Origin of the sequence: Streptomyces sp. NPDC048277, from assembly GCF_040652235.1 — a bacterium.
Lineage (GTDB): Bacteria > Actinomycetota > Actinomycetes > Streptomycetales > Streptomycetaceae > Streptomyces.
Genome location: NZ_JBEZLQ010000013.1, coordinates 249,624 through 275,275 on the forward strand (window position 1 = coordinate 249,624; position 25,652 = coordinate 275,275).

Consider the following 25,652-nt stretch of genomic DNA (forward strand, 5'->3'; position numbering starts at 1 on the left):
GATACGCGTCGAACGGGCAGCCGGAGATCGTCCGTCGGTACGACCGGTGAGGTCAGCCGAGCTGGTGCATCCAGCCGTGCTTGTCCTCCGCGGTGCCGCGCTGGATGTCGAGAAGCGCCTCGCGGAGCCTGAGGGTGACCTCGCCGGGCTCGCCGTTCGACTGCCGCCACTCGGTGGTCGAGCGCTTGACCGTGCCGACCGGGGTGATCACGGCCGCGGTGCCGCAGGCGAAGACCTCGGTGAGGGTGCCGTTCTCCGAGTCGCGCTGCCACTGGTCGATGGAGACGCGGGCCTCCTCGGACTCGTAGCCGAGGTCACGGGCGACGGTCAGGAGGCTGTCGCGGGTGACGCCCTCCAGGATCGAGCCCGTGAGAGTCGGGGTGACGATCCTGTCGCCGTACACGAAGTACAGGTTCATGCCGCCGAGCTCCTCGACCCACTTGTGCTCGACCGCGTCGAGGTAGCAGACCTGGTCGCAGCCCTGGGCGGCGGCCTCGGCCTGGGCGAGCAGGCTGGCCGCGTAGTTGCCGCCGGTCTTGGCGTCGCCCATGCCGCCGGGGACGGCGCGGACGCGGTCCTCGGAGGCCCAGATGGAGACCGGCCGGACCCCGCCCGGGAAGTAGGCGCCGGCCGGGGAGGCGATGACCAGGAAGAGGTACTCGTTGGCCGGCTTGACGCCCAGGCCGACCTCCGTGGCGATCATGAAGGGGCGCAGGTAGAGGGACTCCTCGCCGCCGTGCGCCGGGACCCAGTCCTTGTCCTGCTGGACCAGGACGTCACAGGCCTCGATGAAGGTCTCCACCGGCAGCTCGGGCATGGCGAGGCGGCGGGCGGAACGCTGGAAGCGCTTGGCGTTCTGGTCGGGGCGGAAGGTGGCGACCGTACCGTCGGGACGGCGGTAGGCCTTCAGACCCTCGAAGATCTCCTGCGCGTAGTGCAGGACGTTGGTGGCCGGGTCGAGGGGGATCGGCGCGTACGGAACGAGCTGGCCGTCGTGCCAGCCGCGGCCCTCGGTCCACTTGATCGTCACCATGTGGTCGGTGAAGTGGCGGCCGAATCCGGGGCTGGCCAGGATCGCCTCGCGCTCGGCGGTGGCGGTCGGGTGCGCGGACGGCTTGAGCTCGATCGTGGGCGTCGTCATGAGTGGTAGTCCTTCACCGGTTGTAGTGACTGGCCGCGCTCACACCCTTGTCTCGTAGGACGTCCGAGCATTCCCTCATACCGCGGCTTCGCGTTCGATTATCGCGCGGGGGCCTGGCCGGAAGGAATCGGGGTGAAAGCGGACCGGGATAGATGGTGGCACCCGGCGGCAGGCATGGGGAAGCCGCCGGGTGCGTGTGCGACCCGGCGGCTTCGAAAGTCTTCGTGAGGCTTCGAGAAACTCGGCGGGTCAGCCGGCTACTCGTACGGCGAGCGCGTCGCCGATCTCCGAGGTGGAGCGGGCGGGCTTGCCCTGGCGCTCGGTGAGGTCGGCGGTGACGGCCTCCTCGACGCGGGCGGCCTCGGCCTCGTAGCCGAGGTGGCGCAGCAGCAGGGCGACGGACAGGACCGTGGCGGTGGGGTCGGCCTTGCCCTGGCCGGCGATGTCCGGCGCGGAGCCGTGGACCGGCTCGAACATCGAGGGGAACTCGCGGGAGGGGTTGATGTTGCCGCTCGCCGCGACGCCGATGCCGCCGGAGACGGCCGCGGCGAGGTCGGTGATGATGTCGCCGAAGAGGTTGTCGGTGACGATCACGTCGAAGCGACCGGGGTCGGTGACCAGGTAGATGGTCGCCGCGTCGACGTGGATGTAGTCCGTGGTGACCTCGGGGAACTCCGCGGCCACCTTGTTGAAGATGTTCGTCCACAGGTGCCCGGCGAAGGTCAGCACGTTGTTCTTGTGGACCAGCGTGAGCTTCTTGCGCGGACGGGCCTGGGCGCGGGCGAAGGCGTCCCGGACGACACGCTCGACGCCGAAGGCCGTGTTGACGGACACCTCGGTGGCGACCTCGTGCTCGGTGCCCTTGCGGATGGTGCCGCCGTTGCCGGTGTACGGGCCCTCGGTGCCCTCGCGGACCACGACGAAGTCGATCTCCGGCTCACCGGCCAGCGGGGTGGCGACACCGGGGAGGAGCTTCGACGGACGCAGGTTGACGTGGTGGTCGAAGGCGAAGCGGAGCTTGAGCAGGAAGCCGCGCTCCAGGACGCCGGACGGGACGCTCGGGTCGCCGATCGCGCCCAGCAGGATGACGTCGTGCTGCTTCAGCGCGTCGAGGTCGGCGTCGGTGAGGGTCTCACCGGTGGCGTGGTAACGCCGGGCGCCGAAGTCGTACTCCTTGGTCTCCAGCTTCACATCCTGCGGGAGGACGGCGGAGAGGACCTTGAGGCCTTCGGCCACGACTTCCTGCCCGATGCCGTCACCGGGGATCACTGCGAGATCGATGCTGCGAGACATGCCCGGCACCCTACTCCTCGTCCCATGGGATGACATGCACTGTCCGCCATACGGACACGGCGAGTCGTTCCGTCAACCGGCGTTCACCCGTACGTATGGCTGGTGTTGGCGTCCGCTGGGCAGCGTCTCACGCATGGACATCCCCGACTTCGGCATTCCGCCGCGGCTCGCCGCCCGGATGAGCATGGCCGAGCAGTACGAGTATCTGCGCACCCGGCTGGTGAGCCGCCGCACGCTGGTGACGGCGGGCGCGGTGGCGGCGGGCGCGGTGGCGGGCGGCGCGCTGCTGACCGGCTGTGCGGCGAAGTCGGCGAGCCCGGCGCCGGCCACGTCGGGGATCCGCGGCGCGGCCGTCACGCCCTTCGGCCGGCATCTCGCCTTCGGCGCCGACCCGAGGACGCAGCTGCGGATCTCCTGGCAGGTGCCGTCCGCGGTACGGAAGCCGTTCGTGCGGATCGGGGTGCGGCCGGACGCCCTGGGCCCGCGCGTCGCCGCGGAGATCCGGCATCTGCACACGCCGGGGGTGCAGGGGGTGCGCCCGGTGGTCGAGCAGTACTACGTCCACGCGGCCCTGAACGGCCTCACGCCCGGCACCACGTACTACTACGGCGTCGGCCACGACGGCTGGGACCCGGCCCTCCCCGGCCGCCGCTCCACCATCGCCTCGTTCCGCACCGCGCCCGCGAGCCCGGAGAGGTTCGTGTTCACGGCCTTCGGCGACCAGGGCGTGAGCCAGGCCGGCCTCGCGATCGACGGCGCCCTGCTGAAGCAGGAACCCGCCTTCCATCTGCACGCGGGCGACATCTGCTACGCGGACGGCAACGGCGCGGGGAAGACGAGCGACGGCTACGACGCCCGGGAGTGGGACCGGTTCCTGAAGCAGAACGAACCGGTTGCGCGGTCGGTGCCGTGGATGGTGACGACCGGCAACCACGACATGGAGGCCTGGTACTCCCCCGACGGCTACGGCGGCCAGTACGCCCGCTTCGCCCTCCCGGACAACGGCTTCGACCCGCACGGGTCACCGGGCGTGTACGCGTTCACCTACGGCAACGTGGGCTTCGTGGCGCTGGACGCGAACGACGTGTCGTACGAGATCCCCGCCAACCTCGGCTACAGCGGCGGCCGGCAGACGGCGTGGCTGGAGAGGAAGCTGAAGGAGCTGCGGGCGGCGAAGGGGGTGGACTTCGTGGTCGTCTTCTTCCACCACTGCGCGTACTCGACGTCCTCGCACGCCTCCGACGGCGGGATCCGGGCGGCCTGGCTGCCGCTGTTCACCAAGTACCGGGTGGACCTGGTGATCAACGGGCACAACCATGTCTACGAGCGCACGGACGCGGTGAAGGGCGGCACGGTCGGCCGCGCGGTCCCGGTCGGCGGCTCGACCGACCCGGCCCGGGACGGGATCGTCTACGTCACGGCGGGCGGCGGCGGACGCGGCCTCTACTCGTTCCCGTCCGGGGTCAAGGACAGTTACGAGGGGCACGTCACCCGGCACGACGCGGTGGACAGCTTCCACTGGGCCAAGGGGCAGCACAACGTGGCGGAGACGGTGGAGTGGTCGCGGGTGCGGTACACCGGCTTCTCCTTCCTCAGGGTCGAGGCGGAGACGGGGACCGGGGCGCGGCTGAAGGTGTCGGCGCTGGCGCAGAGCGGGGCGCGGATCGACCACTTCGAGATCCGGCACGGGGCGTGAACCCCGGAGTACGGCGCGGCTGTCCCGGCCGCGCCGTACTCCGTGCGGGTGCGGCTCCCGTCGAGAGGGTGTTACCCGTGTTACCGGCGGTGCGTCAACGGCTCAGTGGCCGGTCTCGCCGCCGTTGTCACGGCGGTCGAGGGCACGCTGGAGGGCGGCTGCGGCGTTCTTGCGCTCGGACTCGCTCGTGCGGGACACGTGGCGGACCCGGCGGCGGACGGTCGTCTCGGCCATGGGAATCGACTCCTTAGACGTACGTGGAGTACGGAAGGGGGGTTACGAGACGCCGGATGGGGCGGGGAGCGGTGCCACAGGGGTTGCCTGCACGGGGCCCGGCTCACGACCGCCATTCGCTTGATCGAGCGAGACGTTCGGCTCCTACAAAAATAAGCGAGCGGCCCGCTTCTGTCTGCACAATTACTCGGACTTCCTACTATCTGAGACGGTGGAGTCGGTCACACGGCTGTGAGCTGGTCCTTCGACGGGTGGGACTACCAGGCGACCGGGCCGTGGCGGTCGATGAAGCGGCCCGTTCCCGCGTCGGACGCCTCGGTGGCGAGCCGCACGATCGCGTCGGTGCCCTCGGTGACGGTCTGCGGACCGCTGTGGGCGTTGAGGTCGGTCGCCGTGTAGCCGGGGTCGGCGGCGTTGACGCGGATGTCCTTCAAGGCCCTGGCGTACTGGGTGGTGAGCATGGTGAGGGCCGACTTGGAGGCGGTGTAGAGGGGCGAGACGACGGAGGACTCGACGCGCTCCGGGTCATGCGTGAGCGCGAACGACCCCATGCCGCTGCTGACGTTGACGATGACGGGGTCCGCCGAACGGCGCAGCAGGGGCAGGAACGCGGCGGTCGTACGGATGACACCGAAGACGTTGACGTCGAAGACGCCGAGGGCGTCGGCCGCGGTGAGGTCGGCCGGGTCACCGTGCGGACCGGCGACACCGGCGTTGTTGATCAGTACGTCGATCCTGCCCTCGTGGGCGGCGACGTCGGCGGCCGCGGCGGCGACGGAGGCGTCGTCGGTGACGTCGATCCGCACGAACCGCGCGCCGAGCGCGGCGGCGACCGCGGCCCCCTGCTCCGGGTCACGGGCGCCGACGAGCACGGTGTGGCCGAGTCCGGCGAGACGGCGGGCGGTCTCCTGGCCGAGACCCTTGTTGGCACCGGTGATGAAGGTGATGGTCATGGACCGATCGTCCGCCGGGCGCCGATCCGCTGCCAGGGACGCTCCGACCGTAGGAACGGCAGTACCAGGATCGCCGAAGGGGCAGGATGGAGGACATGAGCGGGAAAGAGGCGACCGGCCTGGGGACGACCATCCGGACCTGGCGGGAGCGGCTGTCACCGACGGACCTGGGCCTGCCGGCCGGCCGGACCCGGCGCGCACCCGGACTGCGCCGCGAGGAACTCGCCGAACGCGCAGGGGTGTCCGTCGACTACGTGGTGCGCCTGGAGCAGGGGCGGGCCACGGCGCCGTCCGGGCAGGTGGTCGCCGCCCTCGCCCGCGCCCTGCGGCTGACCGGCACCGAGCGCGAGCACCTGTACCGGATGGCCGGGCTGCTTCCCCCGGACGACGGTCCGATCCCGGATCACCTCCCGTCGGGCGTGCACCGCGTGCTGAACCGGCTCGGGGACGTGGCGGTCGGCGTGTTCACCGCGCACTGGGAACTGCTCTGGTGGAACCCCGGCTGGGCCGCGCTGCTCGGCGACCCCGCGGCCACACCGTCTCGGCTGCGCAACTTCGCCCGCGTGCGCTTCCCGGCGGGCGACGAGGCTGCCCGGCTCTCGGCATGGCCGGTGCGCGCGGCGAACGGCGACGCCTCCGACCTCTCGGTCGTGTCCGACCTGCGCCGCGCCACCGGGCGCTTCCCGCACGACGCCCGCCTGGCCGAGCTGATCCGCGAACTGACCGAGGGCAACGAACGGTTCGCCCGGCTCTGGGCGAGCGGCACGGTGGCTGCCCACCGCGAGGACCGCAAGACGGTCGAGCATCCGAGGGTGGGGCCGGTGGAGGTGGACTGCGACGTCCTCACGGACGGCGACTCGGAACTGAAGATCGTGATCCTGTCGGCTACGCCGGGCAGCACGGACGAGACCGGGTTGCGGACGCTGACCGAGGAACGTCCTCAAAATATTAAAATTACGCCTCCCTTGCACCAGTTCGTACCGACTGATGTTTAACCGCAGTCCGGTGCCAATCGGGCAGCCAGGGCATGACCTTCAACACAGGGAGGTGTCCAGCAGATCATGCAGCGTCGCTCGAGGAGCACCGCCTTTCGGCCTCAAACGCGACCACCTGTCCGTCGGCAGCTGCATCACCAAGGCACCAGGCGGATCACCGGTAATACCTCAGAGCGCGGCTCCAGGACTCCGATCCAGGCCCACCCTCGACCAGCTCGCCCTCGCTCGGCTCATCGAGTCCGGCCGCTACGACCGCCATCTATGTCGTATGGGCCCGGTGTACGCCGCCCGCCGCACCGCGCTCGCCGCATCCCTCGCCCGGCGCCCCGGCCGTACAGCTGTCGGACCGGCGACCGGCTTCCACACGGTGGCCCATCTTCCCGCTGGCACCGACGAACCGACGGTCCTGACCCGCGCCCGCAGCGTCGGCCTCTACGGCATGAGCGGCTGGGCGGTGGCGCCGTGCCCGGGTGTCTACAGCCGCGCCCCCTTCAACGCCATGTGCAGCAGCAGCCGGTCCTCGCCGTCGTCCAGGTCGAGGCCGGTGAGCTGTTCGACGCGGGACAGGCGGTAGTACAGGGTCTGCCGGTGGATGCCGAGGGCCGCGGCCGTGCGGCCCGCCTGGCCCGCGCAGTCGAGGTAGGCCTCCGCGGTGCGGGCCAGTTCCCGGTGGGCCGGGGTGAGGAGCGGGGTCACGGCCGGGTCGTGGGACGCCTCCGGCGGCAGCGCGGTCAGCAGCCGGTACGGGCCGATGCGCGCCCACTCGGCGACCGGCCCGAACCGGGGCTCGGCCAGCGCCGCACGGGTGGCCGCGGCCGCCTCCTGCCAGACCGTGCCCAGGTCGAGCAGCCCGGTCCGGGCCTCGCCCACCCCGGCCGCGCAGCCCTGTGCCGCCGCGGCCGAGCCCGCGAACCCCGCCGCCACGGCCGCCGCCGTCCGCGCCCCGGCCGCGCGCGCCGAAGCCGCCCCTCCTTCCTGGGCCTCCTTGAGCAGCCGCGCGGCAGCCGCCAGGGCGGGGGTGGCCGCGTCCCTGCTGCGCAACCGGATGAGAACGGCCAGGCTGTGGCCGGTGACCCCCCACGGCAGCGTGCACAGCGCGGTGGCGTGCGGGACCGTACGCGGCGACGGGGCGTCGTCCGGGTCGGCGGACGGCCAGGGGGCGACACAGACCATCGTGTGCGGGCCGTCCGCACGGGCGCCCAGGGCGGTCCGCAGCTCGGCCACCGCCATGTCCCGCTGCCAGCCGCCCTCCGCGACCAGCACCGCCCGCAGCTCCCGGCCCAGCCCGGCCCCCGCCTGCGCCTCGTCCGCGAGCAGCGCGCCGATTCGCCCGGCCACCCCCATGGCCCCGGCCAGCTGGGCGTCCGTCGGACCCGGATCGCCGTCCAACAGCCACACATAGCCGAGGACGACACCCCGATGGCGTACCGGCAGACAGATCCGCCCCCGGTACACCCCCGCCTCCGGGGTCGGCGGGATCCGGACCGGGCCGGTCGCCCGGGTGATGCCGAAGCCCTCGAACCAGGTGCGGACCGCCGATGTGGAGCGCCGGGTCAGGATCGAGCGGGTGCGCACCGGGTCGAGGGCCGACGGATCGAGGTCGCCCTCACTGTCGTACGCCCCGAAGGCGATCAGCTCGAAGTCGCGGTTCTCCAGGGTCGCCGGGACGCCCAGCAGCTCGGAGATCTCGTCGACCAGCTCCTGGTAGTCACCCTTGAATTCCGACGTCACCCGGGCATTCTCCCGCAATTCACGGACGCCTTCATACATCTGTCTGAGATCCGTGGGACGGATGCGTGACAGCTGTCGATGGCCCACGATCGGAGGGATCCTTAACTTTCACGGTGGTTCTCCGTGCCGTATCCAAATCGTCGGATCGCGGCCTGTCTGACATGTGTTGTGGAGGTGCCCCGTGCTGGGTCCCGTGATTCTCGCCGCGTCGCGCAGCGACCGGATGCGACGTCTGATCTCGGCGGCCCCGGTGACGAAGCAGGTCGTCGACCGCTTCATCCCCGGCGAGACGATCACCGACATCGTCCCGGTCATCGAGGAGCTCACGGGCCGCGGCCTGGAGCTGACGATGGACGTCGTCGGCGAGGACATCACCACCGCGGAGCAGGCCAGGGCCGCCCGCGACGCCTACCTCACGCTGATCGACCGGCTGAAGGACCTGGGCCTCGGCGAGCGCGTCGAGATGTCCGTCAAGCTGTCCATGTTCGGTCAGGCGCTGGACGGCGGCCACGAGCTGGCCCTCGCCAACGTCCGTCCGGTCGTCGAGGCCGCCGCCGCCATCGGCACCACCGTCACCCTCGACGCCGAGGACCACACCACCCTCGACTCGATGTTCGCCATCCACGAGGAACTGCGCCGGGACTTCCCGCAGACGGGCTGTGTCATCCAGGCCTACCTCTTCCGCACCGAGGCCGACGCCCGCCGTCTCGCCGAGGCCGGCAGCCGAGTCCGGCTGGTCAAGGGCGCCTACAAGGAGCCCGCCGAGGTCGCCTACCAGCAGAAGCACGAGATCGACAAGGCGTACGTCCGGGTCCTGCGGACTCTGATGGAGGGCGAGGGGTACCCGATGGTCGGCTCCCACGACCCGCGCCTCATCTCCATCGCCCAGGAACTCGCCCGGCGCGCGGGCCGCAAGCCCGACGAGTACGAGTTCCAGATGCTGTACGGCATCCGGAGCGACGAGCACCTGCGGCTCGCCGCCGAGGGCCACCGGATGCGCGTCTACACCGCCTACGGCACCGACTGGTACGGCTACTTCATGCGTCGTCTCGCCGAAAAGCCCGCCAACCTGCGATTTTTCGTCCGCTCGATGATCAGCAAGGGGTGATGCGCTGGATGAGCCACGGCTGTCGGTCGCCGAGAAGTTTCGGAGGCCAACAGCCGCAGCCCTGCGGCCGGCTGAGCCGGACCCAGATCCGTGGAAAGGAGTTACGGATCCCGTGACTCCGCCCCCGAAGGGGCTTCTCACGGCTCGCCTCAGCGAGTCCGTGACGGTCAAGCCCTGACCGCTGCTCACCATACGCAACTGCCTCGGCCCCCTTGGGCTGAAGCCAGGGAATCACTCGGAAGAGGTAACCCATGGACGCTGTGACCCAGGTCCCCACCCCCGTCAACGAGCCGGTGCACGGCTATGCCCCCGGCTCGCCCGAGCGCGCCCGGCTGGAGGCGAAGCTCAAGGAGCTGGCCGAGAACCCGATCGAGCTGCCGATGACCATCGGCGGCGAGCGGCGGCTCGGCGGCGGCGAGCCCTTCCAGGTCGTGCAGCCGCACCACCACAAGGCCGTCATCGGCACCGGCCGGCACGCCACCCAGCAGGACGCCCAGGACGCCATCGACGCGGCCCTCGCCGCCGCGCCGGCCTGGCGCGCGATGGCCTTCGACGACCGCGCCGCGATCATCCTGCGCGCCGCCGAACTGCTCTCCGGCCCCTGGCGCGAGACCATCGCCGCCTCGACCATGCTCGGCCAGTCCAAGACCGCCCAGCAGGCCGAGATCGACTCGCCCTGCGAGCTGATCGACTTCTGGCGCTTCAACGTCCACTACGCCCGCCAGATCCTGGCCGAGCAGCCCCCGGCCAACTCCCCGGGCGTCTGGAACCGCCTCGACCACCGCCCGCTGGAGGGCTTCGTCTACGCGATCACGCCGTTCAACTTCAGCGCGATCGCGGGCAACCTGCCGACCGCGCCCGCCCTGATGGGCAACGTGGTCGTGTGGAAGCCGTCCCCGACCCAGACCCACGCGGCCGTGCTGCTGATGCAGCTGCTGGAGGAGGCGGGTCTGCCCAAGGGCGTCATCAACCTCGTCACCGGCGACGGCATCGAGGTGTCCAAGGTCGCCCTTGAGCACCGGGACCTCGCCGGGATCCACTTCACCGGCTCCACCAAGACCTTCCAGTACCTGTGGAAGACGGTCGGCAACAACATCGAGAAGTACCGCTCGTACCCGCGTCTGGTCGGCGAGACCGGCGGCAAGGACTTCCTCGTCGCCCACCCGAGCGCCGACCGGGCCGTCCTCAAGACCGCCCTCACCCGCGGTGCCTTCGAGTACCAGGGCCAGAAGTGCTCCGCCACCTCCCGCGCCTACATCCCGGCGTCCATCTGGAACGACGGTTTCCGTGAGGAGTTCGCCGCCGAGGTCGACTACCTGACCATGGGTGACGTCACCGACCTGTCGAACTTCATCGGCGCCGTGATCGACGACCGCGCGTTCGCCAAGAACAAGGCCGCGATCGACCGCGCGAAGACCGACCCGGCGTGCGAGATCGTCGCGGGCGGCTCCTACGACGACTCGGTCGGCTACTTCGTGCGCCCGACGGTCGTCGTGTGCTCCGACCCGGAGAACGAGGTGTTCCGCACCGAGTACTTCGGCCCGTTCCTCGCCGTGCACGTCTACGAGGACGACACGTACGACGAGATGCTGACCCAGATGGAGTCGGTGTCCGACTACGCGCTGACGGGATCGGTCGTCTCCAACGACCGCGCCGCCGCCGCGTACACGATGGAGAAGCTGCGCTACGCGGCCGGCAACTTCTACATCAACGACAAGTCGACCGGCGCCGTCGTCGGCCAGCAGCCCTTCGGCGGCGGCCGCTCCTCCGGCACGAACGACAAGGCCGGTGCCCCGCAGAACCTGCTGCGCTGGACGCTGACCCGCGCCATCAAGGAGACGCTGGTCGCGCCGACCGACTATGCGTACCCGCACATGGGCTGAGCACGGGCCGGGAAGCGTCTCTGATATCAGCTGAGTGATCCTGTGTGATCCGCGGGTTTGCGGGATCGGTTGGATCGTTTCCCACCGTGGTGGGGTGGCGTGGGCGTGCAGGTGGAATCCTGCGCCCAGTGCCGCTCCTGTTGGCCGGTGTCGGCGAGTGGTGGGTGTGCTGATCGTCGTCACGCCCTGGTGCCGGTGGGCTGCGCGGGGCAGCCGTCTTGGGTCCGTGTGAGCGTGTCCCTCCGGACGCTTGCCCGCCGGGCCTGTGGGGCCGGTGGGGGAGGGTGCCCTGCGTCGTCTGGGCGCGGGGCGTGAGATTGTGCGCCGGGTTGGGCCGGACTTGGACCGGTCCCGGCGAGCTGATGCGGTGGCCGGTTCGACCACCGCAGTGGCCTCAAGCGTGTCGACCACGCTGCGGATGACCATGCTGCCACTGGCGCGGTCGACCACTGTCTTTGTCTGGTGGGCGAGGCCGCGGGCGGCGATGCTCCCCCAGAGGGGGCACCCCCAGCCACGCCCCCATGTCCCGGTCGCCCTGCCAGCCACACTCGGGGTTGGGGCAGAGGGCCCATTTCCAGCCGGGTGCGGTGGGCCGGTCGGGAGCTTTGCGGTGGCGCAGCGGGACCAGGCAGCGGGGGCAGTGCTTGGAGGTGCCACGGGCCGGGACGGTGACCACGGCGATGCCCGCTTCGGCGGCCAAGTGCCGCATCCGTTCCACGATCTGTCCGCGTACCTGCTGGGAGAGGCGGGTATTGAGGGTGCGGCCCATGCCCCGGGCCTCCATCGAGCGCAGGTCCTCAACGTAGATCACGCTCGCACCGCTGGTGATGGCCTGGTCGACGGCCCAACGGGCCGCAGACCGGGCCAGCGCCTAGTTGAGGTTCGAGCGCCGGTCCGACACACGCCGGATCTCCTCTGCCAGGACGGCGTGCTTGCCAGTCAGGCGATGGCTGTCGGTGTCATTGATGAGCCGTTGATAGTGGTCGGCCTTGGTATGCAGGTGTTCGCCCTCGCGGCGCAGCCGGTGCTGTTTGGCCAACACTCCGGCGGCCCGGAACTGGGCACCCGAGCCCAGAGCGGTGATCGTCCCGTTGCTGTGGAGCCGGACCGCTCCCGCGCTGAGCAGTGTGTTCAGGCCCCAGTCGACGCCCAGCGCGATCGTATGCCCGGTTCGCGGCGCCGTGGGCACGGCATGGGTGTAGGCGAGGTCGGCGTGAACCCGGCCGTGGTGGACGCGCAGGGTGGGCAGGTGCAGCCCCGCGACGGGCGGGACGGTAGGCGGCAGCGTGAGGGGGCATGCCACCCAGGTCCAGTCTCGGTAGGAGCGCGGGGCCGGGCACGTGGGTAACTGCAGTCGCAGCAGCGCCCGGCCCGGATCATCAGCACGGACGAGGCTGGCCTGCTGTCCGTCACACGCTGACAGCAACAGCATCCGCGCCGCGCGGGGTACGGCCTCCAGCTCGAACACATCGGTCGGCAACCGGCCGTGCCGACGTGCGAAGGCGGCGATCTGCCGGGTACGGGATCTGATCGCGCTTGAGGGCAGATCCCGGCCGTCGCGGACCGCGGCACGGACGGCAGCCCACTCATCCAAGGTGCGCCTGAGGGGCTCCGCGGGCCAGCTTCCGATGACTCCGGCGGTCAAATCCGCGCGCCACTTGACGGACCGCAGCAGGCGCCCGGCCTGCTCCTGGGCCATACGCACAATCCGGTCGTTGACACGGACGCCCTCGGCCGGAGTGGTGGACCAGCCCAGCCGCCGCAGCGCCATCCACGCGTTCGACGGCAGCCTGCGGCCTGCGCCGTCCACGCCCGAGGCCAGCAAGTCCACATCGGCGGTGTTCCAGTGCGCGCCCAGCAGATCAGCGGCCATGCCGGACACCAAATCGGCCGCCCAGCCCACCCGCTGGGCCAAACTGGCGGCTGAGAGCACCTCTCCCGTCTTCTCCACCATGCCCACACGCAGCAGGCCACGGGCACAGGCGATACGGGCCGTCACGCCCTCGTGCAACGGCAGCCTCCGACTCACCAGCGCCCCTCCCCTCACTCGCAAGTGCTGTCATCCGATCAACGAGACGACCGCGGAAAGGTCACGTATTCGATCTGTACACGCGCATGCGACCGATAGGCGACGCATCACTACACATCTCTAAGGGCGTCCGCCAGACGGCCAGCCCCTGGAACGTGTGACGTCGCCGGGGGCGACACGGACCGGAGAAAAGCACCACCGGGACGTCGACGCTTGCGGCGCGTTCGACATCGCAGCCGCCGGACTTCGCGGACCGGGGGCGGGTGGGGCGCCGGCCGGGTGGGTCAGGTTCGGGTGGCGGCCGTCATGATCTGGCGAAGGCCCTCGGTGAGGGTGTCGGCGTCGGGGGCGGTCTTCGGGTCGAAGGTCCACTGGACGATCAGGCCGGACATCAGGGTCATGTAGAACTGGCCGAGGGTGTCGGCGGTCTCGTCGGAGACCTCCTCCTCCGGTACGCCCATCAGCAGCGAGGTCAGCCCCCGGCCGCCCTCGCGCTGGGCGCGGGCCAGGTGGTCGCGGACCTCCGGCGCCTGGTCGCCCATCGCCATGATCTCCATGCTGAGCCGCCACATCGAGCCGGGCCCGCGCATGGTGTCCACGATGTTCGACCACACCTCGCGGAACCGCTCCAGTGAGCCGGGCGCGCCGGTCGGTCCGCCCTCGCCGCCCTCGAAGGACATCTCCTCCACCAGGGCGATGTAGGCCTGCGCGAGCAGCGCGTCCTTGGAGCCGTAGTGGTAGCCGATCGAGGCGAGGTTGGTCCCCGACTCCTTGACGATGTCGCGCGCCGTCGTCCGCGCGAACCCCTTCTCCAGCAGGCAGCGCTTGGCGCCTTCCAGCAGATCCTCACGGTGTCCCATGCGGGTCAGCCTACCCCCGGATCCATACAACCGTCCTAGACAAACGATTTATACAGCCGTACTAGACAAGCGTTTTATACGCCCGTACATTCCTTGGCATGACGAACCCGACGAGCACGACCACCACCCCACGTGAGACCAACTCCCTTGCCGGGCGCCGTGAATGGACCGCGCTCGGCGTGCTGATGCTTCCGCTGCTCCTGGTCTCGATGGACGTCTCGGTCCTCTACTTCGCCCTCCCGGCGATCGGCGCGGACCTCCGCCCGAGCGGCACCCAGCAGCTGTGGATCCTGGACATCTACGGCTTCGTCCTGGCAGGCCTGCTGATGACGATGGGCGCGCTGGGCGACCGCATCGGCCGCCGCCGTCTGCTGCTGGCCGGCGCCGCGGCCTTCGGCGGCGCCTCGCTGCTCGCCGCCTACGCGGACAGCGCCGGGACCCTGATCGCCGCCCGCGCGGTCCTCGGCCTCGGCGGCGCGACCCTGATGCCGTCCACCATGGCCCTGCTGCGCACGATGTTCACCGACCCCGGCCAGCGCGCCAAGGCGATCGGCCTGTGGTCCGGCGTGATGACGGGCGGGATCGCGCTCGGCTCGGTGATGAGCGGGATCCTCGTCGAGCACTTCTGGTGGGGCTCGGTGTTCCTGGTCAACCTGCCCGCGATGGCCCTGCTGCTGGTGCTCGGCCCGTTCCTGCTCCCCGAGTCCAGGAACCCCTCCCCCGGTCGCTTCGACTGGCTCAGCGTCCCGCTCTCGATGGCCGCCGTGCTCCCCGTCGTCTACGGCCTGAAGGAGATCCCCTCCGAGGGCTGGCACCCGCTGTACGTCGTCTCGGTCACCGTCGGCCTGCTCTTCGCCGCGCTCTTCGTCCACCGCCAGCGCACCGCCGGCTCCCCGCTGATCCCCCCGGCCCTGCTGAAGGGCCGCGGCTTCACCCCGGCGCTGGTCCTCAACCTCGTCGCCTCGCTCGCCATGATGGGCTCGGCGATCTTCACCACGCAGTACCTGCAGTCGGTGCTCGGGATGAGCCCGCTCGCGGCGGCGCTGTGGAGCCTGCTGCCCTCGGTGTTCATCGGGGTCGCCGGACCGGTCACGGCACAGCTGGTGCAGCGGGGCGCCGACCGGGGTCACGTCGTGGCGGGCGGCTTCGCGGCCATGGCGGCCGGGTTCGCGCTGCTCGCCCTCGTCGGCACCGACTCGCTGTGGCTGGTGCTCACCGGGGCCGGTGTCCTCGCCTGCGGGATGGTCGCGATCATGTCCCAGCTGACCGACCTCGCGATGGGCGGGGCGCCGGTGGAACGGGCGGGGACGGCCTCCTCGCTGCTGGAGACCAGTGCCGAGTTCGGCGGGGCGCTCGGCATGGCCGCGCTGGGGTCGATCGGTACGGCGGTCTACCGCCACGAGATGCCGGCCACGGCTCCGGCCGGGGCCCGCGAGACCCTGGGCGGCGCGCTGGCCACGGCGGACCGGCTGCCGGGGCCCACGGGAGAGGCCCTGGTGCGAACCGCTCGGGAGGCGTTCACCGGCGGGATGCAGGGGGCGGCGATCGCGGGGGCGGTGCTGCTGCTGGTGGCCGCGGTGGGGGCGGCGGTGACCTTGCGAAGGACCGGCAGGTAGGCGGACACTCGAACGCCGGGTGGGCCGACGGGAGTCGGCCCACCCGGCGTTCGCGGAGCTGTCGCTAGACCAGGTTCACCGAGCGGGCGGACGTCGCGCCGATCTCCGCCTCGACCTCGGCCAGCACACCGGGGGCCACCGTGTCGTCGACGGTCAGGACGGCGAGCGCCTCGCCACCGGCGGCCGACCGCGCCACCTGCATACCGGCGATGTTGATCCCGGCCTCGCCCAGGATGCGGCCGACCGTGCCGACGACGCCCGGCCGGTCCTCGTAGCGCAGCACCAGCAGGTGGTCGGCGATCGCGAGGTCGACGTCGTAGTCGCCGACCGCGACGATCTTCTGGAGGTGCTTCGGGCCGGCCAGCGTGCCGGAGACCGACACCTCCTCGCCGTCCGCGAGCGTGCCGCGCACGGTCACCACGTTGCGGTGGTCGCTGGCCTCGGAGCTGGTGGTGAGACGGACCTCGACACCGCGCTCCTGCGCGAACAGCGGGGCGTTGACGTAGGAGACGGTCTCGTCGACGACGTCCTCGAAGACACCCTTGAGCGCGGACAGCTCCAGCACCTTCACGTCGTGCTGGGTGATCTCGCCGTAGACCTCGACGTCGAGCCGGACCGCGACCTCGCCCGCGAGGGCGGTGAAGATGCGGCCGAGGCGCTCGGCGAGGGGCAGGCCCGGCTTGACGTCCTCGGCGATGACCCCGCCCTGGACGTTCACGGCGTCGGGCACGAGTTCACCGGCGAGAGCCAGCCGCACCGACTTCGCGACGGCGATACCGGCCTTCTCCTGGGCCTCGTCGGTGGAGGCGCCGAGGTGCGGGGTGCAGACGACCTGGTCCAGCTCGAAGAGCGGGGAGTCGGTGCACGGCTCCTTGCTGTAGACGTCGAGGCCGGCGCCGGCGACCCGGCCCTCCTTGAGCGCCGCGTACAGCGCCTCCTCGTCGACGATGCCACCGCGCGCGGCGTTGACGATGCGCACGGACGGCTTGACCTTGCGCAGCGCCTCCTCGCCGATCAGACCGACCGTCTCGGGGGTCTTCGGGAGGTGGACGGTGATGAAGTCGGCGACCTCGAGCAGCTCGTCCAGCGACAGCACCTTCACGCCCATCTGCGCGGCGCGCGCGGGCTGGATGTAGGGGTCGTAGGCGACGATCTTCATGCCGAAGGCGGACATGCGCTGCGCGACCAGGGCGCCGATGCGGCCGAGGCCGACGACACCGAGGGTCTTCTCGGCGAGCTCGACGCCGGTGTACTTGCTGCGCTTCCACTCGCCGTTCTTCAGCGCGGCGTTGGCCTGCGGGATGTGGCGGGCGCTGGAGACCAGCAGACCGCAGGCGAGCTCGGCGGCGGTCACGATGTTGGAGGTCGGGGCGTTCACGACCATCACGCCGGCCTTGGTGGCGGCGGAGACGTCGACGTTGTCCAGGCCGACGCCGGCTCGTGCGACGACCTTCAGCTTCTTGGCCGCGGCGATGGCCTCGGCGTCGACCTTGGTGGCGGAGCGGATCAGGATCGCGTCCACGTCGGCGATCGCGGGGAGCAGTTCGGCTCGGTCTGCTCCGTTGGTGTGCCGGATCTCGAAGTCCGGGCCCAGCGCGTCGACGGTGGCGGGCGACAGCTCTTCAGCGATGAGTACGACAGGTTTCGAGCTCACGTGAGTCCTCACAAGTCCAATGCGGACGGCCGTCCCGACGGCCGCTGGCGGTGGAGGGGGCTACCGCGGAGACGCACGACGCTGTGGGCCTGACGCGTATGTTGTGCAGCAGTGTAGTGGCGTCGGGGGCGTCGTTTTACGCCACTGCGGAGGGATCACCCGGACGGGAGACTACGTTTCGTAGCCCTCCCGCCGGTTGCGCGACAGGGGGCCGCGGCATTACGCCCCGACCCCCTGTACGAAGGCTTACGCCTCTTCGTTCACCCAGCTCATCAGCTTGCGCAGCTGCTTGCCGGTGGTCTCCAGCAGGTGCTCGGAGTCCTGCTTCTTGTACTCGTTGTACTTCTTCAGACCGCCGTGGTACTCGTCCATCCAGTTGTTGGCGAAGGTGCCGTCCTGGATCTCGGCGAGGACCTGCTTCATCTCGGCCTTGGTGGCGTCGGTGATGATCCGCGGGCCGGTGACGTAGTCGCCCCACTCGGCGGTCTCGGAGACCGACCAGCGCATCTTCTCCAGGCCGCCCTCGTACATGAGGTCCACGATCAGCTTCAGCTCGTGGAGGCACTCGAAGTAGGCGATCTCCGGCTGGTAGCCCGCCTCGACCAGGGTCTCGAAGCCGGCCTTCACCAGGGCGGCGGTACCGCCGCAGAGGACGGCCTGCTCGCCGAACAGGTCGGTCTCGGTCTCCTCGGTGAAGGTCGTCTTGATGACGCCGGCGCGGGTGCCGCCGATGCCCTTGGCGTACGACAGGGCGAGCTCGAAGCCGTTGCCGGTGGCGTCCTGCTCGACGGCCACGATGCAGGGAACGCCGCGGCCCTCCTCGTACTGACGGCGCACCAGGTGGCCCGGGCCCTTCGGGGCGACCATGCAGACGTCGACGCCGGCCGGGGGCTTGATGAAGCCGAAGCGGATGTTCAGGCCGTGGCCGAAGAACAGGGCGTCGCCGTCGTTCAGGTTCGGGGCGATGGACTCCTCGTAGACCTGGGCCTGGATCGGGTCCGGGACGAGGATCATGATGACGTCGGCCTCGGCCGCGGCCTCGGCCGGGGTCACCACGCGCAGGCCCTGCTCCTCGGCCTTCGCCTTGGACTTGGAGCCCTCGTGCAGACCGACACGCACGTCGACACCCGAGTCACGGAGCGACAGGGCGTGGGCGTGGCCCTGGCTGCCGTATCCGATGACCGCGACCTTGCGGCCCTGGATGATGGACAGGTCGGCGTCAGCGTCGTAGAACAGCTCGGCCACTTTGGGTTCTCTCCTTGGTGTGCAGATGGTGCGTCCCACCGTATGACGGCGGGCGGAACGGAAGTTTCGGGGTCTCGGTATACGGGCGGCCGACGGCACGCCGACCGCCCGTATCAGGCCTGACTCAAGCCTGACTCAAGCCTTACGCAGATCGGTCGAGGGCGCGCAGGGACCGGTCGGTGATCGAACGGGCGCCGCGGCCGATCGCGATCGTGCCGGACTGCACCAGTTCCTTGATGCCGAACGGCTCCAGCATCTTGAGCATGGCGGTCAGCTTCTCGTTGCTGCCGGTGGCCTCGATGGTGACGGCCTCCGGGGAGACGTCGACGGTCTTGGCGCGGAACAGCTGGACGATCTCGACGATCTGGGAGCGCGTCTCGTTGTCGGCGCGCACCTTCACCAGAACGAGTTCGCGCTGAACGGCCGAACCCGGCTCCAGCTCGACGATCTTCAGCACCTCGACGAGCTTGTTGAGCTGCTTGGTGACCTGCTCGAGGGGCAGCGCCTCGACGCTCACCACGATGGTGATGCGGGAGATGTCGGCGTGCTCGGTGACGCCGACGGCCAGCGAGTCGATGTTGAAGCCGCGGCGGGAGAAGAGGGCCGCGATCCGGGCCAGGATGCCCGGCTTGTTCTCCACCAGGACGGAGAGCGTGTGCTTGGACATGTTTCTTCTGCGTCTCTCTCGCTCAGTCGTCTTCGTTGTCGCCGAAGTCGGGGCGGACGTCCCGGGCGGCCAGGATCTCGTCGTTGGAGGTGCCGGCGGCGACCATCGGCCACACCATGGCGTCCTCGTGGACGACGAAGTCGACGACGACCGGGCGGTCGTTGATGGAGTTCGCCTCTTCGATGACCTTGTCGAGGTCGTCCGGGGACTCGCAGCGGATCGCGTGGCAGCCCATGGCCTCCGACAGCTTGACGAAGTCAGGGACCCGGGTGCCGCGGGCGTCCGGGTTGACGTCGTCGGGCCCGGAGTGCAGGACCGTGTTGGAGTACCGCTGGTTGTAGAACAGGGTCTGCCACTGGCGGACCATCCCGAGGGCGCCGTTGTTGATGATGGCGACCTTGATCGGGATGTTGTTCAGGGCGCAGGTGGTCAGTTCCTGGTTGGTCATCTGGAAGCAGCCGTCGCCGTCGATCGCCCAGACCGTGCGGTCCGGCGTGCCGGCCTTGGCGCCCATCGCGGCCGGGACCGCGTAGCCCATGGTTCCGGCACCGCCGGAGTTCAGCCAGGTGGCGGGCTTGTCGTACTCGATGAAGTGCGCGGCCCACATCTGGTGCTGGCCGACGCCCGCCGTGAAGATCGTGCCCTCGGGCGCCAGCTGTCCGATGCGCTCGATGACCTGCTGCGGGGAGAGCGAGCCGTTGTCCGGCAGGTCGTAGCCGAGCGGGTAGGTCTCGCGCCAGCGGCTCAGGTCCTTCCACCAGGCGGTGTAGTCGCCCTGGTGGCCCTCGCTGTGCTCCTTCTGCACCGCCTGGATCAGGTCGGCGATGACCTCGCGGGCGTCACCGACGATCGGCACGTCGGCGGCGCGGTTCTTGCCGATCTCGGCGGGGTCGATGTCGGCGTGGACGATCTTGGCGTACGGGGCGAAGCTGTCCAGCTTGCCGGTGACGCGGTCGTCGAAGCGGGCTCCGAGGGCGACGATCAGGTCGGCCTTCTGCAGCGCGGTGACGGCGGTGACCGAACCGTGCATGCCCGGCATTCCCACGTGCAGCGGGTGGCTGTCGGGGAACGCGCCGAGCGCCATCAGGGTGGTGGTGACGGGCGCTCCGGTGAGTTCCGCGAGGACCTTCAGCTCGGCGGTGGCGCCGGCCTTGATGACACCGCCGCCGACGTAGAGGACGGGCCGCTTCGCGGAGGTGATCAGCTTGGCGGCCTCGCGGATCTGCTTGGCGTGCGGCTTGGTCACCGGGCGGTAGCCGGGCAGGTCCATGACCGGCGGCCAGGAGAAGGTGGTCTTCGCCTGGAGGATGTCCTTGGGGATGTCCACGAGGACCGGGCCGGGGCGGCCGGTGGAGGCGATGTGGAACGCCTGCGCGATGATCCGCGGGATGTCCTCGGCCTTGGTGACCAGGAAGCTGTGCTTGGTGATCGGCATGGTGATGCCGACGATGTCCGCCTCCTGGAAGGCGTCCGTACCGATCGCGGCGGAGGCCACCTGGCCGGTGATCGCCACGAGCGGCACCGAGTCCATGTTGGCGTCCGCGATCGGGGTCACCAGATTGGTCGCACCCGGGCCCGAGGTCGCCATGCAGATGCCGACCTTGCCGGTGGCCTGCGCGTACCCGGTGGCCGCGTGACCGGCACCCTGCTCGTGGCGGACCAGGATGTGGCGGATCCGGGTGGAGTCCATCATCGGGTCGTACGCCGGCAGGATCGTGCCGCCGGGGATGCCGAATACCGTGTCAGCGCCGACCTCCTCGAGGGAGCGGATCAGGGACTGCGCACCCGTGACGTGCTCGACGGGGGCGGACTGCTGTCCTCCGGAACGGGGCCGCGGCTGCGGATGGTGGGCCCCGGTGGCCTGCTCGGTCATCGGCATTCTCTTCTCGATGCTGAGGGTTTTTGCGAGGTTCGTACGGATTTCTACGTCCGTACGTCTGGTGCTGGTGCAACAAAAAACCCCTCGTGCCAAAAGGCAAGCGAGGGGAGCGCGCCGGTGTGGTCGCTGGGCTTTCCGGATCCTTCTCCGGTGGGTCCCAGCTCAGCCGACGCGCTGTCCAAGTACGAGAATTCGGGTGCGCATGGGACTGACCCTCCCTCTGACGCGCACCACGTGTCAAGTGGGTGGGACGGGAGTCTCATTATGTGAGCGAAGGACACTTCCGCCTCCGAGCACCGCGGGCACACCACTGGTGTACACCCCCGCGCGGCCGCCCGCGAACGCCGGCTCGCCCGATGCGTGCGGAACCGGATAGTGGCCGGATCCTAGCGCCCGGCGCAGCCGGTACTCGTCCACCGGGCCGGAGAACGCCATGCCCATTCCGTGGGTACAGCCCATCGCGCGCAGCGCCGTGACCTGCTCGGGCAGGTCCACGCCCTCGGCCACCGACTGGAGCCCGAGGTCACCGGCGATCCGCAGCAGGCCGCTGGTGATCTTGTGCAGCCGGGCCGACTCGACGATCCCCTCGACCAGACCGCGGTCGAGTTTCAGTACGTCGACGGGGAGCTTCCGGAGGGCGGTGATCGCCGCGTAGCCGCTGCCGAAGCCGTCCAGCGCGATCCGGACGCCGTGCCGGCTGAGCACGGTCAGCCGTCGCTCCAGCTCGTCCAGCGGGATCCTCGGATCGGTGTCGGACAGCTCCAGGACCAGCGCCCCGGACGGCAGCCCGTGCCGGGTGAGCAGGGCCTCCACGGAGCCGAGCGGCGAGGACCGGTCGAGCAGCCGCCGGGCGCTCATCCGCACGGCGACCGGCACCACCAGCCCGTTGGCCGCCCGCTCGGCGGCCTGTTCGACCGCCTCCTGGAAGATCCACCGGTCCAGTTCGGCGGTCTTGTCGCTGTCCTCGGCCACCCGCAGGAACTCGGCCGGGGTGAACAGCACCCCCTGCGAGGAGCGCCAGCGGGCCTGTGCGGAGACCGATTCGATCCGGCCGCTCTCCAGGCACACCACGGGCTGGTGCAGCAGCGCGAACTCGCCGTCGTGCAGCGCGGCCCGCAGCCGGGTGGCCAGTTCCGCCTTGCGTACGACGTCCTGCTGCATCTGTGGCTTGTACAGCTCGACGCGGCCCTTTCCGGCCGACTTGGCGCGGTACATCGCCAGGTCGGCGTTGCGCAGCAGCTCCCCCGCGCCGAGGCCCGGTTCGGCGAAGGCGACGCCGATGGACGCGTTGACACGGACATCGTTGCCGTCAATGGCGTACGGCTGGGAGAGGGTCACCCTGAGGCGGTCGGCGAGCTCCAGGATGTGCCGCTCCCGGGCACTGCGGTCACGGGTGCCGTCGCCGACGATCAGCGCCGCGAACTCGTCGCCGCCCAGCCGGGAGGCGGTGTCGCCCTGGCGGACCGCGTCCTGGAGTCTGCGCGCGGCCTGGACGAGCAGTTCGTCGCCGGCCTGGTGCCCGATCGTGTCGTTGACGGCCTTGAACCCGTCCAGGTCGATGAAGAGCACCGCCGTGTTCCTGAGGGCGGGGCCCCGGTCGGAGGAACGGCGGCCGGACAGGGCCTGCTGCACCCGCCGGGTGAACAGGGCCCGGTTGGGCAGGTCGGTGAGCGGGTCGTGCTCGGCGTTGTGCTGGAGCTGCGCCTGCAGGCGCACTCTTTCGGTCACGTCCCGGCTGTTGAAGATGAGGCCGCCGTGGTGCCGGTTGACGGTGGACTCGACGTTGAGCCAGCCGCCCTCGCCGGACCGGAACCGGCACTCGATACGGGTGGTGGGCTCCTCCTGGGGCCTGGCGGCGAGGAAGCGGCGCACCTCGTGCACCACGCAGCCCAGGTCCTCCGGGTGGATGAGGTTGGCCAGTTCCGAGCCCACCAGGTCGTCGGCGGGCCGTCCGTAGACCCCGGCCGCGGCCGGGGAGACGTACCGCAGGACCCCGCTGGGCGCGGCGATCATGATGACGTCGCTGGAGCCCTGCACCAGGGAGCGGAAGTGGTTCTCCTGCTGTGCCAGTTCCTGGGTGAGGGTGATGTTGTCGAGCAGCATGATGCCCTGGCGCACGACGAGCGCGAGGACCACACAGCCCGCGGTGATCAGTACGACGTGGTCCGGCCTGCGGCCGTTGAGGACGTTGTAGAGGATGCCCAGGGTGCACACGGCTGCGGCCAGATACGGGGTCAGTGCGGCCAGGGAACCGGTCAGCGGGCGGCCCGCCGGGTACCGGCTGTGATCACCCCCCGGGGCGGGCGCGGGCGCCTGCTTCGGCGCCGTGGCCCGCAGTCCGGGCACGTGCTCGTGGACCACACGCGTGTGCCCCTCGGGCTCCGGGGCGCCCTGGCTCCTGGGCGCGGCCCAGGGGGCGTACGCGAGGAGCAGCGAGCCGGCGAACCAGCCCGCGTCCAGCAGCTGACCGGAGCGGTAACTGCTGTGCAGCAGCGGCGAGGTGAACAGGGCGTCGCACATCACGGTCAGGGCGAGCGCGCCGATCGCGGTGTTCACCGCGGTGCGGTTGCCCGGCGAGCGCCGGAAGTGCAGTGCGAGCACCATGCTGACCAGGGCGATGTCCATCAGCGGGTACGCCAGCGAGAGCGCGGTGTGCGCGACGCTGGGCCCGTCGAACCGGGCGGCCTGGGCGAGCGCGAGGCTCCACGACAGGGTGAGCAGCGAGCCGCCGATCAGCCAGGCGTCCAGCGCCAGGCAGATCCAGCCGGCCTTGGTCACCGGCCGTTTGGCCAGCACCAGCAGTCCGACGATGGCGGGCGGCGCGAAGCACAGGAAGAACAGGTCGGCGTAGCTGGGGCTGGGCACCGGCCTCTGGAGCACGACCTCGTACCACCCCCAGACCGCGTTGCCCAGGGCCGCCATCGCCGAGGAGAGGGCGAACAGCAGCCAGGCAGGTCGAAAGCGGACCCGCGGGGAGCGGGCGTAGAGGAAGCACGACACGGCGGCGGTGCCGGCGGCCGCGGTCAGACCGAAGTCCCCCATGAACAGGGCGACTTGGTTCGAGCCCCAGTCGAACGCGGAACCGACGGCGTATCCCGCGCAGATCAGGGCCAGGGCGAGTTGGCGGACCATGCCGGTCCCGCCGCCGACGGCCGGCGGACGGGTCTGCGGCTTCCCCGCCGGAGACTGCGCCCGCAGCGCTCCGGGGAGGGTGGTCGTCACGGACGTCGGCGCGGTCACCGGACCCTCCCGGTCCGCGTCGCTCCCGGATCCCTCGGGTCCCGGTGCGCTGGATGTGCGTGCCTGTGACGTCCGCTGTGCCCGCGGTGGTGGTGGTGATGGCTGGTGTGGTGGCCGCGTCTGCGCGCAGCTGTGCGCCAGGGTCGCCGCCGGCGGCTCCGCCGCGTCGGATCGTTCGTCCATAGGCCGTGCATCGCCCGTCGCCCCCCTCACAAATCTGAAATGTCCATCCCCGGCGCCGAACGGTGCGCGGCGCAGCCCCTGTCGGGACGATACACCAGTCTCGTCACTCAGGGACATAGCTTCTCTACGCTCCGTGACGACCAGCGGCTATGCGCGCACGCACCGCGCCCGGAAGGTTGCGGACCGTACCGGAAGCGGATTACACGCGTGTTGCCGGGGCTTTCAGTTGTCGGTGGATCCTGTCGTAAGGATCACGTTCCGAAGGGGCTCCCGGTTCATGAGCCGGTTCAGCTGCTCGGTGACGAGGCGCTTGGCGCGCGGCAGGAAGGCCGAGGTGGGGCCGCCGACATGAGGGCTGATCAGGACGCCGGGCGCGTGCCACAGGGGGTGCCCGGCCGGCAGCGGCTCGGGGTCGGTGACGTCCAGGGCGGCGGTGAGGCGACCGCTCTCCAGTTCGGCGAGCAGCGCCTTGGTGTCCACGACGGGACCGCGCGCGATGTTCACGAGCAGTGCGCCGTCCTTCATCCGCGCGAGGAACTCGGCGTTGACCAGGCCACGCGTGGTGTCCGTGAGGGGCGTGGAGAGGATGACGACATCGGCTTCCGGAAGCAGATTCGGCAGTTCGGTGAGCGGAAGCACGGGACCGCGCGCCGAGGCGCGCCCGGAGCGCGCAACGCGCGCCACCCGCGCGCACTCAAAGGGCGCGAGCCGGTCCTCGATGGCCGAACCGATGGCCCCGTAGCCGACGATGAGGACGGACTTGTCGGCGAGGGCCGGGTGGAATCCGCTCTCCCAGTGCTCCTGCCGCTGGGCCCGGACGAACCCCGGGATACCGCGCAGGGACGCCAGCGTCAGGGCGAGCGCGAGCTCGGCGGTGCTCGCCTCGTGCACCCCGCGCGCGTTGCACAACTGCACGCCCGGGGCGATGAGGTCACGGGCCGCCAGCATGTCGTCGACACCGGCCGTGAGCGTCTGGATGAGCCGGACGTTCCGCATCCCCTCCAGCGGCCGCACCTTCAGGTTCTGCCGCTTCATGTAGGGGACGACGTAGACGGCACAATCGGCGGGATCGCCGGGAAACTCCTGGTCACCGTCCCAGAAGAGGTAATTGAGCCCTTCGGGCAGATCCGTGAACTCGTCGATCGGGATGGGGAGCCATGCGTCTTGGGTCATGGTCGGGAGGCTATGTCAGGCGCGTGTGGGGGATCGGGTTAGGTTGGGGACCGGAGAAGGAGGTTCACGGGC

19 protein-coding genes are annotated in these 25,652 nt (G+C 70.4%); 5 read left to right on the top strand and 14 right to left on the bottom strand.

Going from position 1 to position 25,652, the window contains the following annotated elements; genetic code table 11:
- Positions 1-52: 52 nt before the first annotated feature.
- Positions 53-1,141 carry a branched-chain amino acid aminotransferase gene (locus AB0D85_RS27825; protein ID WP_362325642.1) on the bottom strand — a complete coding sequence of 363 codons (1,089 nt, stop codon included), beginning with the start codon at positions 1,139-1,141 and terminating at the stop codon, positions 53-55.
- 249 nt (positions 1,142-1,390) lie between these two features.
- On the bottom strand, positions 1,391-2,434 hold the full coding sequence (locus AB0D85_RS27830) for a 3-isopropylmalate dehydrogenase (RefSeq protein WP_362325645.1): 1,044 nt from the start codon (positions 2,432-2,434) through the stop codon (positions 1,391-1,393).
- Positions 2,435-2,567: 133 nt separating this feature from the next.
- On the opposite strand from AB0D85_RS27830, the gene AB0D85_RS27835 reads away from it, so the two are divergent.
- Positions 2,568-4,130, top strand: a complete 1,563-nt coding sequence (locus AB0D85_RS27835; protein WP_362325648.1) for a metallophosphoesterase family protein — start codon at positions 2,568-2,570, stop codon at positions 4,128-4,130.
- 102 nt (positions 4,131-4,232) lie between these two features.
- Here AB0D85_RS27835 and AB0D85_RS27840 read toward each other — a convergent pair whose 3' ends face one another.
- Positions 4,233-4,364 carry a hypothetical protein gene (locus AB0D85_RS27840; RefSeq protein WP_089098576.1) on the bottom strand — a complete coding sequence of 44 codons (132 nt, stop codon included), beginning with the start codon at positions 4,362-4,364 and terminating at the stop codon, positions 4,233-4,235.
- Between the two features lie 257 nt (positions 4,365-4,621).
- The gene (locus AB0D85_RS27845) at positions 4,622-5,317 is read right to left on the bottom strand and encodes an SDR family NAD(P)-dependent oxidoreductase (RefSeq protein WP_362325652.1); all 696 of its coding nucleotides are present in this window, start codon (positions 5,315-5,317) and stop codon (positions 4,622-4,624) included.
- Positions 5,318-5,403: 86 nt separating this feature from the next.
- Between AB0D85_RS27845 and AB0D85_RS27850 the strand changes: the two genes are divergently transcribed.
- On the top strand, positions 5,404-6,312 hold the full coding sequence (locus tag AB0D85_RS27850) for a helix-turn-helix transcriptional regulator (RefSeq protein ID WP_362325655.1): 909 nt from the start codon (positions 5,404-5,406) through the stop codon (positions 6,310-6,312).
- A 474-nt stretch (positions 6,313-6,786) separates the two neighbouring features.
- On the opposite strand, the gene AB0D85_RS27855 is transcribed toward AB0D85_RS27850, so the two are convergent.
- The gene (locus AB0D85_RS27855; protein WP_362325658.1) at positions 6,787-8,043 is read right to left on the bottom strand and encodes a helix-turn-helix domain-containing protein; all 1,257 of its coding nucleotides are present in this window, start codon (positions 8,041-8,043) and stop codon (positions 6,787-6,789) included.
- Between the two features lie 181 nt (positions 8,044-8,224).
- On the opposite strand from AB0D85_RS27855, the gene AB0D85_RS27860 reads away from it, so the two are divergent.
- Together AB0D85_RS27860 and pruA are read left to right on the top strand one after the other, a co-directional pair.
- Positions 8,225-9,151 carry a proline dehydrogenase family protein gene (locus AB0D85_RS27860; protein WP_362325661.1) on the top strand — a complete coding sequence of 309 codons (927 nt, stop codon included), beginning with the start codon at positions 8,225-8,227 and terminating at the stop codon, positions 9,149-9,151.
- 251 nt (positions 9,152-9,402) lie between these two features.
- Positions 9,403-11,034, top strand: a complete 1,632-nt coding sequence (pruA, locus tag AB0D85_RS27865; RefSeq protein WP_362325664.1) for an L-glutamate gamma-semialdehyde dehydrogenase — start codon at positions 9,403-9,405, stop codon at positions 11,032-11,034.
- 394 nt (positions 11,035-11,428) lie between these two features.
- Here pruA and AB0D85_RS27870 read toward each other — a convergent pair whose 3' ends face one another.
- The 3 genes from AB0D85_RS27870 to AB0D85_RS27880 form a co-directional block, all read right to left on the bottom strand.
- Positions 11,429-11,818: a zinc ribbon domain-containing protein gene (locus tag AB0D85_RS27870; RefSeq protein ID WP_362325887.1), complete on the bottom strand. Its 390-nt coding sequence runs from the start codon at positions 11,816-11,818 to the stop codon at positions 11,429-11,431.
- 87 nt (positions 11,819-11,905) lie between these two features.
- Positions 11,906-12,988, bottom strand: coding sequence for a hypothetical protein (locus AB0D85_RS27875; protein ID WP_362325668.1), 1,083 nt, complete (start codon positions 12,986-12,988; stop codon positions 11,906-11,908).
- 359 nt (positions 12,989-13,347) lie between these two features.
- On the bottom strand, positions 13,348-13,923 hold the full coding sequence (locus AB0D85_RS27880) for a TetR/AcrR family transcriptional regulator (RefSeq protein WP_362325671.1): 576 nt from the start codon (positions 13,921-13,923) through the stop codon (positions 13,348-13,350).
- A gap of 98 nt (positions 13,924-14,021) precedes the next feature.
- Here AB0D85_RS27880 and AB0D85_RS27885 point away from each other — a divergent pair, with 98 nt between their 5' ends.
- Entirely contained in the window at positions 14,022-15,539 is a 1,518-nt protein-coding gene (locus tag AB0D85_RS27885) for an MFS transporter (RefSeq protein WP_362325674.1), read from the top strand.
- A 64-nt stretch (positions 15,540-15,603) separates the two neighbouring features.
- On the opposite strand, the gene serA is transcribed toward AB0D85_RS27885, so the two are convergent.
- The 6 genes from serA to AB0D85_RS27915 all read right to left on the bottom strand — a co-directional run bounded on the left by serA (position 15,604) and on the right by AB0D85_RS27915 (position 25,580).
- Positions 15,604-17,193: a phosphoglycerate dehydrogenase gene (gene serA / locus AB0D85_RS27890; protein ID WP_362325677.1), complete on the bottom strand. Its 1,590-nt coding sequence runs from the start codon at positions 17,191-17,193 to the stop codon at positions 15,604-15,606.
- A gap of 246 nt (positions 17,194-17,439) precedes the next feature.
- Positions 17,440-18,438 (bottom strand): ketol-acid reductoisomerase, encoded by a 999-nt coding sequence (gene ilvC / locus AB0D85_RS27895; protein WP_362325680.1) that lies wholly within the window; start codon positions 18,436-18,438, stop codon positions 17,440-17,442.
- A gap of 142 nt (positions 18,439-18,580) precedes the next feature.
- Complete coding sequence (ilvN, locus tag AB0D85_RS27900) at positions 18,581-19,105, bottom strand: acetolactate synthase small subunit (RefSeq protein WP_362325683.1); 525 nt, start codon at positions 19,103-19,105, stop codon at positions 18,581-18,583.
- A 22-nt stretch (positions 19,106-19,127) separates the two neighbouring features.
- Entirely contained in the window at positions 19,128-20,978 is a 1,851-nt protein-coding gene (locus tag AB0D85_RS27905; protein WP_362325686.1) for an acetolactate synthase large subunit, read from the bottom strand.
- A gap of 243 nt (positions 20,979-21,221) precedes the next feature.
- Positions 21,222-24,224, bottom strand: a complete 3,003-nt coding sequence (locus AB0D85_RS27910; protein ID WP_362325689.1) for an EAL domain-containing protein — start codon at positions 24,222-24,224, stop codon at positions 21,222-21,224.
- A gap of 405 nt (positions 24,225-24,629) precedes the next feature.
- Entirely contained in the window at positions 24,630-25,580 is a 951-nt protein-coding gene (locus AB0D85_RS27915) for a 2-hydroxyacid dehydrogenase (protein ID WP_362325692.1), read from the bottom strand.
- Positions 25,581-25,652: the final 72 nt, after the last annotated feature.